The 12,765-nt window shown below is 60.8% G+C and carries 12 protein-coding genes; 1 reads left to right on the top strand and 11 read right to left on the bottom strand.

Annotated elements, in window-relative coordinates:
- The 3 genes from fabG to NW857_RS08350 all read right to left on the bottom strand — a co-directional run.
- On the bottom strand, window positions 1–725 hold a 725-nt coding region (gene fabG, locus NW857_RS08360), incomplete at its 3' end, for a 3-oxoacyl-[acyl-carrier-protein] reductase (RefSeq protein ID WP_414368642.1).
- A 306-nt stretch (window positions 726–1,031) separates the two neighbouring features.
- The gene (locus NW857_RS08355; RefSeq protein ID WP_414334816.1) at window positions 1,032–1,742 is read right to left on the bottom strand and encodes a class I SAM-dependent methyltransferase; all 711 of its coding nucleotides are present in this window, start codon (window positions 1,740–1,742) and stop codon (window positions 1,032–1,034) included.
- Between the two features lie 49 nt (window positions 1,743–1,791).
- On the bottom strand, window positions 1,792–2,739 hold the full coding sequence (locus tag NW857_RS08350; protein WP_414334817.1) for a sugar phosphate nucleotidyltransferase: 948 nt from the start codon (window positions 2,737–2,739) through the stop codon (window positions 1,792–1,794).
- Between the two features lie 119 nt (window positions 2,740–2,858).
- Here NW857_RS08350 and NW857_RS08345 point away from each other — a divergent pair, with 119 nt between their 5' ends.
- On the top strand, window positions 2,859–3,782 hold the full coding sequence (locus NW857_RS08345) for an NAD(+) kinase (RefSeq protein ID WP_414334818.1): 924 nt from the start codon (window positions 2,859–2,861) through the stop codon (window positions 3,780–3,782).
- Between the two features lie 14 nt (window positions 3,783–3,796).
- Here the strand turns inward: NW857_RS08345 and NW857_RS08340 are convergent, their stop codons facing one another.
- The 8 genes from NW857_RS08340 to NW857_RS08305 form a co-directional block, all read right to left on the bottom strand.
- Window positions 3,797–4,936 carry a glucose-6-phosphate dehydrogenase assembly protein OpcA gene (locus NW857_RS08340; RefSeq protein WP_414334819.1) on the bottom strand — a complete coding sequence of 380 codons (1,140 nt, stop codon included), beginning with the start codon at window positions 4,934–4,936 and terminating at the stop codon, window positions 3,797–3,799.
- A 125-nt stretch (window positions 4,937–5,061) separates the two neighbouring features.
- Window positions 5,062–6,660 (bottom strand): glucose-6-phosphate isomerase, encoded by a 1,599-nt coding sequence (locus NW857_RS08335; RefSeq protein WP_414334820.1) that lies wholly within the window; start codon window positions 6,658–6,660, stop codon window positions 5,062–5,064.
- A 46-nt stretch (window positions 6,661–6,706) separates the two neighbouring features.
- Window positions 6,707–7,213 (bottom strand): 2-amino-4-hydroxy-6-hydroxymethyldihydropteridine diphosphokinase, encoded by a 507-nt coding sequence (gene folK, locus NW857_RS08330; protein WP_414334821.1) that lies wholly within the window; start codon window positions 7,211–7,213, stop codon window positions 6,707–6,709.
- Window positions 7,214–7,221: 8 nt separating this feature from the next.
- Window positions 7,222–7,593, bottom strand: coding sequence for a dihydroneopterin aldolase (gene folB, locus NW857_RS08325; RefSeq protein ID WP_414334822.1), 372 nt, complete (start codon window positions 7,591–7,593; stop codon window positions 7,222–7,224).
- Window positions 7,580–8,482 (bottom strand): dihydropteroate synthase, encoded by a 903-nt coding sequence (gene folP, locus NW857_RS08320; protein WP_414334823.1) that lies wholly within the window; start codon window positions 8,480–8,482, stop codon window positions 7,580–7,582. Before folP ends, folB begins: the two co-directional genes overlap by 14 nt.
- A gap of 520 nt (window positions 8,483–9,002) precedes the next feature.
- Window positions 9,003–10,094, bottom strand: a complete 1,092-nt coding sequence (gene ychF / locus NW857_RS08315) for a redox-regulated ATPase YchF (protein ID WP_414334824.1) — start codon at window positions 10,092–10,094, stop codon at window positions 9,003–9,005.
- A 218-nt stretch (window positions 10,095–10,312) separates the two neighbouring features.
- Window positions 10,313–11,707 (bottom strand): 23S rRNA (uracil(1939)-C(5))-methyltransferase RlmD, encoded by a 1,395-nt coding sequence (gene rlmD / locus NW857_RS08310; RefSeq protein WP_414348808.1) that lies wholly within the window; start codon window positions 11,705–11,707, stop codon window positions 10,313–10,315.
- A 22-nt stretch (window positions 11,708–11,729) separates the two neighbouring features.
- A partial coding sequence (locus NW857_RS08305; protein ID WP_414368637.1) for a GNAT family N-acetyltransferase occupies window positions 11,730–12,765 on the bottom strand: 1,036 nt, incomplete at its 5' end.

Genomic DNA, 12,765 nt, shown 5'->3' with positions numbered 1-12,765 from the left:
CCGTCGATGGCGAAAACCTGCCCGGTGATGTAGGCTGCCGCCGGGTCGGCCGCCAAAAAGCGCACCAGCCCCGCCACTTCCGCTGGGGATCCCAGTCGCCCCAGGGGGATCTGCGCCAGGATAGGGCCGGGATCCAACTTCTCGGTCATCTGGGTGGTGATAAAGCCGGGGGCAACGGCGTTGACGGTGATGTTGCGGCTGGCCAGCTCGCGGGCTGCTGTCTTGGTCAGACCAATCACCCCTGCTTTGGCGGCGCTGTAGTTGGCCTGGCCGGCGTTGCCCACCAGGCCCACCACCGAGGTGATGTTGATGATCCGCCCCTGCCGCTGCTTGACCATGATCTTGGCGGCTGCCTTCAGGCAGAGAAAGACCCCCGTGAGGTTGAGATCCAGCACCGCCTGCCAATCTTCCGGCTTCATGCGCAGCAGCAGGGTGTCGCGGGCCATGCCGGCGTTGTTCACCAGCACGTCCACCCGCCCCCAGCGCTCCATCACCTGCTCGAAGAGCTGCTCCACTTCTGCCGGCTGGGAGACATCGGCGGCCACGGCCATCCCTTCTCCCCCCAGGGCGGCGATCTCCTGCACCAGCGACTCGGCCTCGGCGGCGGAGCGGGCGTAGTTGACGACCACCTTGGCGCCAATCGCCCCCAAGTGCAGGGCAACGGCCCGGCCAATGCCCCGGCTGGCTCCGGTGACCACCGCCACCTGGTTGTGGAGCGAAGGCAAGGGGAGAAGCTCAGACATAAGCGGCAGGTTCCTCGTTGTTGGGACAGCCGCAACAGTATAGGATGCTTTGGCTGTGTCTGGGGCCAGGTTTTTTGTCCACTCCCCACCCTTCTCCTGAGGGAATAGTAAACCGGGGGGCTGGGCCAGATTCAGGATAGCGCTCCGCGCCGCTGGCGCGTTCGTGACAGCGTTGCAGAGCAATAACGACGCCGCAAACTGTTTCATTGATAATTGATATTTGAAACGACTATAAAAGTTATCTCAATATCTTGCAAATGCTCGGCTACTTTCCCGCTCATGAGCATGTCAAGGTTTGCGCTGAATCCAATAGGTGGTAAACAGTTCGCCACCGGCCTGTTTCTGAATTTTGCCCCCTAAGTCTGCGATGCGTCGCTCCCACTCTGTTAGGGGAGTGAAAATCGGTTCGGTGCCTTTGAATAGCTCGATGAGACCCCATTGTTCTGCCCACACCGAGTCAGGATTGACCACTTCGATGATCACCGGCGCAGCCGGTCGCAACACCCGCAGCAACTCTGCCCAAACCGCGTCGAAGTACTCAATCGGGTAGTAGTACAAAAATCCGGTGGCGATGGCCAGATCAAACTGCTCCGGCTCGTAGTTTTCCAGATGGTGGGCGGATCCCTGTTGCATCGACTTGAATAGCTTGGAGTTGAGCTGAGGTGCCCGCGAGCGAATAAAGCGTACGATCTCGCCACTCAGCTCATGGCCGTAAAAGTGGGCTTGCCAATCGTTCCAGGGATAAGTCAGGAAGCTCACCCCACAGCCCAAATCCAGGCAGGCTTCCCGTTTTTTGGGGGCACGCAACTGCCAAAAGGGGATCCCGAGGCGCTCTTGCAGATGATCTCGCTGCTGGGCTTGCCAAAAGGGCAGTTGCTCCAGATCTGGGGGAAGTTGCCAGCCTGGCCGACCCAGTTGCATTTCCAGCTCTCGGTTGAAGCGAGCGGCTACAGAAGCCAGGTAGGGATCCCAGCGTTCCCCGGTTTGCGGTAGCTCCATCTTTGGATGGCTTTTTTGTGGATGGTTGTGGACTTAACTGGCACTTAACCTACACTACCAAGACCCTTGACCCATAGGCTCCCGGCTGCAGGGATCCATTCACCCAACTGTGGCTGCCGAGGATGGTGCCGGCGGGGACTTGAGCTTGGGATCCCAGACAGGTGTGGGCGCCGATGTAGCAGGGGGCGTGCAGTTGGGCGTTGGGATGGATCTCAGCCGTTTTGTGCACCCATATCCCCGGCGCTTGTTCTTCCACATCCTTCAGGGGAAAATCCGTCATCCGGCCCAAGAGAATGTCCAGTTGGCCGTGGTAGTAGCTGGCCGGCGTGCCCAGATCCCGCCAGTAGCCTGCATGAAGGTAGGCTTGCATTCGTTGCCCTCGCCGGAGCAAATCAGGAAAGACGCGCCGCTCGAAGCTGAGGGGATCCCCGCTGGGGTAGTCTTTGAAAATGGCCGGATCGAGGACATAGGTGCCGGCGTTGATCGTGTTGGTGGTGAGGGTGAGGGCTTCGGCAGGGGTGGGCTTTTCCCGAAAAGACTGGATCTGGCCCCCTTCCCCCACTTCCACCAGGCCATAGGCGGTGATGTCCTCCACGCGGGTGAGGGTGAGGGTGGCAACGGCCTGGCTCTGCAGGTGGCATTGCATGAGCGCCTGCAAATCCAGATCCGTGAGGATATCGGCATTGAAGACCACCAAGGGATCCCCGCTGAAATAGGGCTGGGCCAGCACCAGGGCTCCTGCTGTATCCAAAGGCGTCTCTTCGGCAAGGTAGCGAAGCTTCACCCCCCAAGCAGCGCCATCTCCCAAAGCAGCCTCAATTTGTTGGCCCAAATACCCCACGCTGAGCAAAATGTCCGTCAGGCCGGCTCGTCGGCAGCGCCCCAGCAGCCATTCCAAGAAAGGCACCTCCAAAAGGGGCAGCAAAGGCTTGGGTTGCACAAAGGTAAAAGGCCGTAAGCGAGTGCCTTTCCCGCCCGCCAAGATCACCGCCTGCATACCCCCCCTCAACCCTAATTCCCTACCTGTAATATAGAGCAGCGCTTTGTCGGCGATCTGGCCGGCAGAAGAGCCTACAGAACTGATAGAGTTTTGGCACCTCTGCCTTGCCACCGCCCATGACCAAGCCCAAAGCCGGGATCCTCTACAACGATGCCAAGCCCGCCGCCAAACGCAGCAGCGAGGCCCTCTCCCGCTGGTTTCAGGAACAAGGCTGGGAAGTCTGTGTGGCCCCCAACTGGGGCGGCATCCTCGGCTACGCCAAGCCCGATAGCCCCATCTGCCTGACCAAAGTGGATAGCCTGGCCCCGGCTGGATTTGACGAGACCATGAAATTTGCGGTGGTGCTGGGGGGAGATGGCACCGTCTTGGCAGCAGCGCGGCAACTGGCCCCCAAAGGGATCCCCCTGTTGGCGGTGAACACAGGCCACCTGGGCTTTTTGACGGAGACTTACCTTTCTCACCTAGAAGAGGCTGCCAGCGCCGCCATCGCCGGGGAGTACACCCTGGATCGCCGCAGCATGTTGCTGGTGCAAGCCTACCGAGGGCAGGAATTGCGCTGGGAGGTCTTGAGCTTAAACGAGATGGTGCTGCACCGGGAGCCTTTGACCAGCATGTGCCATTTCGAGATCACCATTGGGGATCACTCTCCCCTGGATGTAGCTGCCGACGGAGTGATTTTGGCTACCCCCACCGGCTCGACGGCCTATGCCCTCTCGGCGGGCGGGCCGGTGATCACGCCGGGGGTGCCGGTTTTGCAGTTGATCCCGATTTGCCCCCATTCCATGGCCTCGCGGGCCTTGGTCTTCCCCGATTCGGAGGAGGTGTGGATCAGCCCCGTTACTCCTCAGCCGCTGGTTTTGGTGGTAGATGGGAATGCCGGCTGCTACATCCTGCCGGAAGACCAAATTCGGGTGGTGCGTGCCCCTTACTGGACGGATCTGATGCGCCTACGCCGACCGGAGTTTTTCCGCGTCATGCGAGAGAAGTTGGGGTGGGGACTGCCCCATGCTTCTAAGCCCACATCGGTGGAGTTGCCTTGAACCAGAAGCAGATCTCAGCTTTTGCCCAGCTTCAGCATCTGATCCACCACCCCCAGCGTTTCTTCGTAGAGGTAGTCGGGGCCGGGCCGCTGCAACTCAGCGGCCAACAGGGTATCGAGGGAATCCTGCTCCAGGGGAGCCACCTGGCGAATCACACATCTCTGAGCGCCCCCCATGGCTTCCATGCGCATACACCCTGTGGTTTCCGAACACAGCACGGTACAGGCATTGGCTTCTTGATTGCTGGCGGTGAGGCGCAGCCCGATGAGATCCCCCGGCTGGCTGATTTCCGAGGCCAAGGGCACAGCGGCCAATTCCGCCATCACCTGGCCGCCCGTTTGGGTTTGAAAGCAGAGGCGGTCGATCTTGTAATCGTGTTCTTGAGCCTGAACCCGCTCTGTGGGCGTCCACCCCAGGCGACCAGCCAGCCAGCCCAAAAAAAGGAACGCCTGGCAGGGATTGCCGGCTTTGTAGTCGAGGGTCACGCGATCCACAAGGTATAGGGACTCCCGCCGGTCGGGAGGGTCAAAGGCTTGGGCGGTGAGTTCCTGCCAGGGCAGCAGCCGCCGCCAGTTAAGATCCCCGCAGTGGCGCCCCTCGCCGACCAAGAGGTGGATCTCCTGCAGATCTTCTTCTGGATTGACAAAGCCGCGCGAATCGACGATGACCCGGTTGCTGAGGGCCACCAATTTTTGAAACAGCAGGCTGTTCAAGTCCAGATCCCCTTGCCACCACAAAAAGGTGGGCAAGTTGGGGATCAGCAGGGAAGCGATGGTGCTGCAGGCCCGCACAAAGGCCGATTCCGGCGCCTTCAGGGTGATGTATTCGCAACAGACCAACGAGCTGCGCTGCTCGCGAGTTACCGGACAATAGGCGGCCACCTGGGCCTCGATGGTGTCGTCTGCGGATCCCGCCCGTTTGGCTCGCAGGTCGATGACGCGACAGGGGTTCTGGGTGGCAATGGCCTCGACGGTGGGGGAGGGCAGCAACAGCGCGTCGTCCAGAGATTCATAGACCACTAGGGTAAAGGTGGCGGCGCGGGCGGCAACGCTCTCTCCCTTAGAAGACCAGATTTTGTTCAGCTCCTGCTCAATATCCTCGATGGAGACATCTTTCGGGGTTTGCAAAGGCAGGACGGCGGTGGATTGATCCATGGTCTCCTCCTGGAGCGGGCTCTTGCTCGATTCTAAGCAGATGGGCCGGCTGGCCGGGAAGGGTTTAAGGTGGGGTACAGATTGGCCGGCTCCAGCTTCTGCACCCGATCTGCGAAACAGCAGGCTCAGGCGGGCCGGGGCTGGATGGTCAGCTCTGAGGGACGGGCGGGATCCCCTACCAACAGCACGCCGCGACCGTTGGCGTGCAGGTGCCGCACAATCCAGTACAGGGTTTCGATGCGCTCCGGGCAGCCTAGTTTTTCTGCCAACTGGGGCAAAGTCAGGGATCCCTGCTGCGCCTGTACCGTCTCCAGCACCCGCCGTTGCAGCTCCAAGACGGCGCGGGCGGCTTTTTTGCCTGCCTCTACCCCCGGTTGATGGTAGGCGTTGATCCGGATGAGAGAAGCATAGAGGCCCACGGCTCGTTCGTAGAGGGCGATCAAGGCCCCCACTGAGCGGGCATCCACCCGTGGCAGCGTCACGGTAATGGAGTCGCGCCCGTTTTCGTAGAGGGCCTGGCGGGTGCCCTGCAACAGGCCGTCCAGGTAGTCGCCGCTGGTTACCTGCGGCTCCACGAAGGGGGAAGGGATCCCGGGCTCTCGATCCTGGAGCACCTCGATGAAGGTAACAAAAAAGTTGTTCAAACCATCCCGCAACTGCTGCACGTAGGCGTGTTGATCGGTGGTGCCTTTGTTGCCGTAAACGGCGATGCCCTGCTCCACGCGGTTGCCGTTCAGATCATGGGATTTGCCCAGGGATTCCATCACCAACTGTTGTAAGTAGCGGCTAAACAGCAGCAGGCGATCCTTGTAGGGCAAAACCACCATATCTTTGCGCCCTTGGCCCTGACCGACGATGTACCAAGCCATGGCCAGCAGGGCGGCAGGATTGCGCTCCAGGTGGGGCAGGCGGGTGGCTGCGTCCATGGTGGCGGCCCCGGCCAGCAAAGCCCGGATGTCGATCCCCTGCAATGCTGCCGGCAACAGGCCCACCGCCGAAGTTTCGGAGGTGCGTCCCCCCACCCAGTCGAAGATGGGGAAGACCGCCAGCCACCCCTCTTGCCGCGCCTGTTGCTCCAATTGGCTGCCGGGCCCGGTGATGGCCACCGCATGGTCAGAAAAAGGGATCCCGGCCTTTTGGTAGGCCAGCTTCACCTCCACCAAGCCATTGCGCGGCTCTGGGGTGCCGCCGGATTTGGAGGTGGTGATCACCAGGGTTTGTCCCAGCTTGCCCGCCAGCCGTCCCAGCACCCGATCAAACCCATCGGGATCCGTATTGTCGATGAAGTGGATATTCAGAGGAGGGTGCAGAGGAGCCAGGGCCTCGGCCACAAATTGCGGCCCCAGAGCCGAGCCGCCGATGCCGATGCAGAGGAGCTCGGTGAAACGCCCCCCGCCGCTGGCCGGGATGGCTCCACGATGGATCTGTTGGGCAAAGGTTTCCACTTGCTCAATGCAATCCTGAATGGCCTGCCGGATCTCCGGGGTGGGAGCCAGCTCCGGCGCCCGCAGCCAATAGTGGCCCACCTGGCGGCCTTCGTCGGGGTTGGCGATGGCCCCGGCTTCCAAAGCCTGCATCTCGGCAAAAGCCTGGGCAAAGCGAGGCCGCAGCGCTTCCACCTGAGGAGGAGTCAAGCGGATGCGGCTGATATCGACGAAAATCTCCAGGCTGGGATGGTAGTAAAGCCAGTTGCAGTAGTGCTGCCAGAGTTGAAGGCCGTCCATGGGATCCTTTTCGCCAAAAGCCGTAACCAGCTTACCAAACCCTTCTCTACTCCCAGCCGAGGGTCGTGCGCTCCAGCCAGGATCGATCCAAACTGACCAGCGCCTCTTCGACCCCGACGCCCGTCTCAGGGTGACGCCAGTTGGGGGCGATCTCACACAAGGGAGCTAAGACAAAGGCACGTTCCATCATGCGAGGGTGGGGCAACGTCAGCTCGGGGCTATTTAGGATCCGGTTGCCCACGGCCAGCAGATCCAAATCCAGAGTTCTGGCCTCCCAGCGGATGCGCCGCACCCGCCCCGCCTCCTGCTCGATGGCCAGCAGCGCCCCAATCAACTCCAGAGGGGACTGGTAAGGGGGAAAGGGATCCAACGCCACCACGGCGTTGAGGTAGTCGGGCTGGCCGGCTGGCCCCCCTTGGGCAGGGCTGCGGTAGAGGCTGGAGCGAGCCACCACCTGGCCCAACCTGAGCAACTTCTGCCCAGCCGAGCGCAATTGCCGCAGCGGATCCCCCAGGTTGCTGCCCAGGGCAATGTAGGCCAGGTCGGGATTCATGAGGCTTCTCATCTGCTGACGGATCGCCAGCGGTCGATCTCTACGTAGACATCCCCAAACAGCCCCGGCAGGGGAGCTTGGGGCTTGTGCACCCGCACCGTCAGGGCCTCCAGTTGGGGATAGCTCTGCCACAGCCGCTCGGCAATCTGGTCTGCCAAGGTCTCGATCAAGCGGTAGCGCCGCTCGGTCACCTCTTGCCGCACCACCTCATACACTTGGGCGTAGTCCACCGTGCCAGAGAGGTCATCCTGGATCGGGGCCAGGGAAAGCTGCATCTCCACATCCACCACAAAGCGCCCGCCCAAAACCGCTTCCTCAGGGCGGTAGCCGTGGCGGGCATGAAAGACAAGACCCTGCAGCACCAACCTAGCCTGGGTCACGGTGGAGACCTTCCCAAACAGCCAGGGCGGAGACATGAGCAGGGACGTTGTGGACTCGCACCAAGGCAGCACCCTGGCTGGCGGCAAAAAGATGCACGGCCACGCTGGCGCTATCCCGCTCTTTGGGCACGGCGATGCCGGCCAGCTTGCCCACAAAACTTTTGCGGGAGGCCCCCACCAACACGGGGTAACCGCAGGCAACCAGCCGTGGCAGGGCTTTGAGCAGGGCCACATTCTGCTCGGCGGTTTTGGCAAAACCCAAGCCGGGATCCAAAACCACGCTGGGCACACCGGCCGCCAGAGCCCGCTCCGCCTGGGCCTGCAGAAAGCCAAAAACCTCCCCCTCCAGGTCGTCGTAGTCGGTCTGCTGCTGCATGGTGCGCGGCTCTCCCCGCATGTGCATGATCACCGCCGGCACCCCCTTCTCGGCGCACACCTGCATCATCTGCGGATCGCGCAGCCCGGTGACATCGTTAACGATGTGCGCTCCCGCGGCCAGGGCCGCCGCCGCCACCTCCGTTCGGCGCGTATCGACGCTGATGGGGATCCCGGATCCTTCCAGGGCCCGGATCACAGGCAAGACCCGGTCGCATTCCACCTCCACGGATACCGGCTCCGCCCCCGGACGGGTGGACTCGCCGCCGATATCCACAATCAAGGCCCCCGCCGCCGCCATGGCCCTGGCTGCCTGTACGGCTGCTTCCACGGATCCCCACTGGCCGCCGTCGCTGAAGCTGTCAGGGGTTACATTCAGCACCCCCATCACCGCCACCCCGCGCCACGAGAGGCGGTAGCCCTCGGCCACCTGTTCGGCCCTGGGCAGGGGACGCCGAGAAGTTAAGCCGGTAACACGTGTAAGCAGTAGACCATGATCCCGTGCAACAAGCATGTCGCCTTATGCTGCTGGAGCAGAGACATTTTTCTGTAGCTCAGGATACTACAGCCTAAGCTCTGCACCTGCCTGAAATCCAATAAAGCGCTTTGGCCTCTCCAGCTTTTAGGAGCAAGCTCAGGGAGGATCTCCCACCGGCTTAGGCGCGGGGGGTGGCCTGAGCCGGCAGAGAAGCTCATCCCGTTCTAGAACATGATGTCGTCTTCCGAACGACCCCAGATGCACCAAATGATAGAGGCAAAGATCGCCATGTAAACCCAGGCCATCGGGCTATATTGCAGCAGATCCATCAATACATCCCTAAAACATTTGTTTATCTAGTCCAATTATTGTGATGTTTCGTTACAGCGTCAACAGTTCTCTCAGGAAAAAGCTCCTCCTCAGGCCAGACCGGAGCTGTGCTGGGATCCCTTGCCGGAAGGGGGCTAGGTTTTTTGGCCTACAGGGTATGGGCAGATTCTCAGTGCTGAGCAAAGCCGGTTGCCTGAGAGAAAGGCAGGGGGAGCTGGACATGAGCCTAGACATTGAAGCGGAAGTGCATCACATCCCCTTCCTGCACCACGTAGTCTTTGCCCTCGCTGCGCACCAGGCCCTTCTCTCTAGCGGCATTCAGGGATCCCGCCGCCACCAGATCAGCATAGGCCACCGTCTCGGCCCGGATGAAGCCCCGCTCGAAATCGGAGTGGATCACGCCGGCTGCCTGGGGGGCTGTGGCTCCGACGGGGATCGTCCAGGCGCGGGTTTCCTTGGGGCCGGAGGTGAAGTAGGTGCGCAGGCCCAGCAGCTCGTAGGTGGCCCGGATGAGGGATTTCAGCCCGCCTTCTTTCACTCCCAACGAATCCAGATAGGCCTGTCGCTCCTCAGGGGGCAGCTCCACCAGCTCTGCTTCCACCTGGGCTGAGACCACCACCACGCCCGCCCCTTCCGCCTTGGCAAACTGGCGCACCTGCTCCACCCAGGCATTGCCGCCGGCCAGATCCGTTTCCGCCACGTTGGCAGCGTAGATCACCTTCTTGCGGGTGAGCAGCCCCAGCCCTTTGATCAACTGCTCTTCTTCCGGGCTGAGGGGCACCAGCCGGGCCGGTTTGCCCTCGTCCAGAGCGGCCTGCAGCTTCTCCAGCGCCTGCAGCTCCGCTTGGGCAGCTTTGTCGGATTTGGCCTGCTTGCGCACCCGTTCCAAGCGCCGCTCGATCTGGGCCAGATCCGCCAGGGCCAGCTCCAAGTTGATGACGCCGATATCCCGCAGAGGATCCACCGAGCCGGCCACATGCACGATGTTTTCGTCCTGGAAGCAGCGCACCACATGCACCACGGCGTCCACCTGGCGAATGTGGGAGAGAAACTGGTTGCCCAGCCCCTCTCCCTTGCTGGCCCCTGCCACCAGCCCGGCAATATCCACAAACTCGATTTGGCTGGGGACGATCTCGGCAGAGCCGCTGATCTTGGCCAGCACCTCTAGGCGCTCATCCGGCACCGCCACCCGCCCCACATTCGGCTCAATGGTGCAAAAGGGAAAGTTGGCCGCCTCGGCTTTGGCATTTTCGCAGAGGGCGTTGAACAGAGTCGATTTGCCTACATTGGGCAGGCCGACAATTCCAGCTCTGAGCATCGAGATCGCGGAGGAAAAAGCTAGGGTAACGGCAAGGGGATCCGTTGCAAAACTTTAAGATCACTATTTTGACGTTAGCATTTGTCGCCTCCGGCTGGAGCACCTTCCCCGGTGACAGATCCGCTCCCTCACCCCCAGCCCCTCTCCCAGCCCTCACCCCCAGCCCCTCTCCCAAAGGGAGAGGGGGGATAGGCGGAGAGAGGTTTTTGGGGTTGCCCTTAAACCCGCTCCAGAAAGGCGACTCCCTCTACATGCCCGGTTTGGGGAAAGAAGTCGGCAGCTCGCCATTGGGTTAGGTGGTAGGATCCCTCGGCCAGCAAGATTTGTAAGTCGCGCGCCAAGGTGGCCGGGTGACAGCTAATGTAAACGAGGCGCGGTGGCCGTCGCAGCTTTAAGATCTCGAGCACTTGGCGGTCGCAGCCACGTCGCGGCGGATCCAGCACCACAATGTCGGCAGGGGGCAGGGTTGGCAAAACCTGTTCCACCGTGCCCTCGAAAAACTGGACAGCAGAGAGGTTGTTGAAGCGAGCGTTGTAGCGGGCCTGGGCCACCGCTTCCGGCAACGCTTCCACCCCCATCACCCGTTTGGCCCGTTGCGCCAGCAGCAAGGTCAGGGTGCCGATGCCACAGTAGGCGTCCAGGACGGTCTCCTCTCCCCGCAGGTTCAGTTGATCGACTATCCAGGTAAAGAAGGCCTCCGCTTGCTCGGTATTGACCTGGAAGAAAGAGGTGCTGTCGATCCAGAGGGAAAAACCGGCAAATTCTTCCCGCAGGGATCCCCGACCGGCAATCACCTCCGTTTGCGGGCCAAAGATGGCGTTGGTGCGGGCCGGATTGAGATTGAGACAGACCCCCACCAGGTCGGGGTAGCGCTGCATCCAGCGTTCAGCCCAGCTTTCCAGATGGGGCAGGTCGCGGCTGCAACTGACCAAGGTCAGCAGCACCTCGCGGGTACGGCGACCGATGCGCAAGCCCAGGTGGCGGAGATGGCCCTGGTGGCGGCTTTCGTCATACACGTTCCAGCCCGTTTCCTGGAGATCCCGCTTGATCTCCCTCAGGAACACGTCCAACCGCTCATCCTGCACGGGGCATTGGTTGAGGTTCACCAGGCGGTGGCTGCCCCGTTGGTAGTAGCCCACGCGCAACGGCTGGCCTGCCGCTTTGGCAATGGGGTAGGTGACCTTGTTGCGGTAGCGCAGCGGCTGCGGGGATCCCAAAATGGGGACAGGCTCCGGCAGGGTAAGGCCGCCAATCCGTTCCAGCGCATCCCTGAGGATCTGCTGCTTGGTGGCCAGTTGCTGAGCGTAGCTGACGTGTTGCCATTGGCAGCCACCGCACTTGTCAGCCACGATGCAGGCCGGTCGCACCCGTTCGGGAGAGGGAGTCATTAACGACCGAATTCGTCCGACCAAATAGTTGCGCTTGATCTCGGTGATCTGGGCCACCACCTGATCCCCCGGCACCGCCTGGGAGACAAACACCACCCGCCCTTGTCCCAGTCCCGCCGTGTGGGCAATGCCATCTCCTTGGGGGGTCAGATCCGTGATCTCCAGGGATAGGAGATCGCCGGGTTTAACGGGATCCAGAAAACCAGAAGGGAGCGGCTGTTCCATTAAGCTGTTTCGCTAGAGTGGCTTATTCCTGGGTCAAAGCAGACAGAGAAGGCAAAACATCCTCTCGAAAAGGAACCTCATTTTGATTGACATTCTCCAGCTCGGCCAACATGAGAGGATTAACCCGATTCAAATAAGGCACCAAAACCTGTTGCAGCCGTGGTCGATAAAAACGGTGGTAGCTGTACACAGGCGTAGCCGGAAATCCCCGCCGGATCTTATGGGATCCGCCGGCGCCGGGATCAAAGTTGCGGATCCCTTCGCGGATGGCCAGGGCAATCGGCTCGTAATAGCAAACGTTAAAGTGCAAAAACTTCACCTCTTCCCGACAGCCCCAGTAGCGACCGAATAGGCGATCTTCTTTACGAACACAAAAAGACATCCCCACAATTTCTGTATTTCGTTCCCCGGCCACCAGCACCAGCCGCTGCCGATAGTTGGGATAGAGAGATTCAAAAAAGCGGCGGTTGAGATATTTGCTCCAGTTCCAGAATTGAGCGCAGGTGTTGCTGTAAAAATCATACATGAGAGAGAGCAGGTGCGGCGTGATCTCCTCTCCTGTGTAGATCTTGAGTTGTATGCCGCTTTTTTCCATCGCAGCCCGCTCCCGCTTAATGTTGCGCCGCTGGTTGGCATTGAACTGGCTCAAAAAGTCCTCGTAAGAGCGGTAGCCAGGGTTGTGCCACTGGTAGTTGTGGGTGATTCGAGGCGTCAATCCATCCGATTCTAATTGGGCCCGCCAGTCCAAATCCACATAAAGTAAGCTAAACACCGAAATATCATTATCTTGGCAAAAGCGGTCGATAATGGCCAACATCAACGGCCACACTTCTGCTGCCGAGTAGTCGGGGTGGACGAGAACGCGATAGCCGGTGGCCGGCGTAAAGGGGGCCATGCCGATCAACTTTGGGTAGTAGCGTTCCCCCAGTTGGCCGGCAACCGCAGCCCATTCTTGGTCGAAGATAAACTCACCCTGGCTGTGGCTTTTCAAATACAAGGGGGCAGCGGCGATCAATTGCCCCCCCGACTCCACCAACAGGTGACAGGGCAACCAACCC

The organism is Synechococcus sp. H55.9 (assembly GCF_047462355.1).
Lineage (GTDB): Bacteria > Cyanobacteriota > Cyanobacteriia > Thermostichales > Thermostichaceae > Thermostichus.
This window is presented reverse-complemented; position numbering and strand designations above follow the sequence as displayed.

Bases quoted from the DNA above. Each gene is read 5' to 3' on its own strand.
- NW857_RS08355 (WP_414334816.1), bottom strand. From the start codon at position 1,742: ATGGAGCTACCGCAAACCGGGGAACGCTGGGATCCCTACCTGGCTTCT.
- NW857_RS08350 (WP_414334817.1), bottom strand. From the start codon at position 2,739: ATGCAGGCGGTGATCTTGGCGGGCGGGAAAGGCACTCGCTTACGGCCT.
- NW857_RS08345 (WP_414334818.1), top strand. From the start codon at position 2,859: ATGACCAAGCCCAAAGCCGGGATCCTCTACAACGATGCCAAGCCCGCC.
- NW857_RS08340 (WP_414334819.1), bottom strand. From the start codon at position 4,936: ATGGATCAATCCACCGCCGTCCTGCCTTTGCAAACCCCGAAAGATGTC.
- NW857_RS08335 (WP_414334820.1), bottom strand. From the start codon at position 6,660: ATGGACGGCCTTCAACTCTGGCAGCACTACTGCAACTGGCTTTACTAC.
- folK (WP_414334821.1), bottom strand. From the start codon at position 7,213: ATGAATCCCGACCTGGCCTACATTGCCCTGGGCAGCAACCTGGGGGAT.
- folP (WP_414334823.1), bottom strand. From the start codon at position 8,482: ATGCTTGTTGCACGGGATCATGGTCTACTGCTTACACGTGTTACCGGC.
- ychF (WP_414334824.1), bottom strand. From the start codon at position 10,094: ATGCTCAGAGCTGGAATTGTCGGCCTGCCCAATGTAGGCAAATCGACT.
- rlmD (WP_414348808.1), bottom strand. From the start codon at position 11,707: ATGGAACAGCCGCTCCCTTCTGGTTTTCTGGATCCCGTTAAACCCGGC.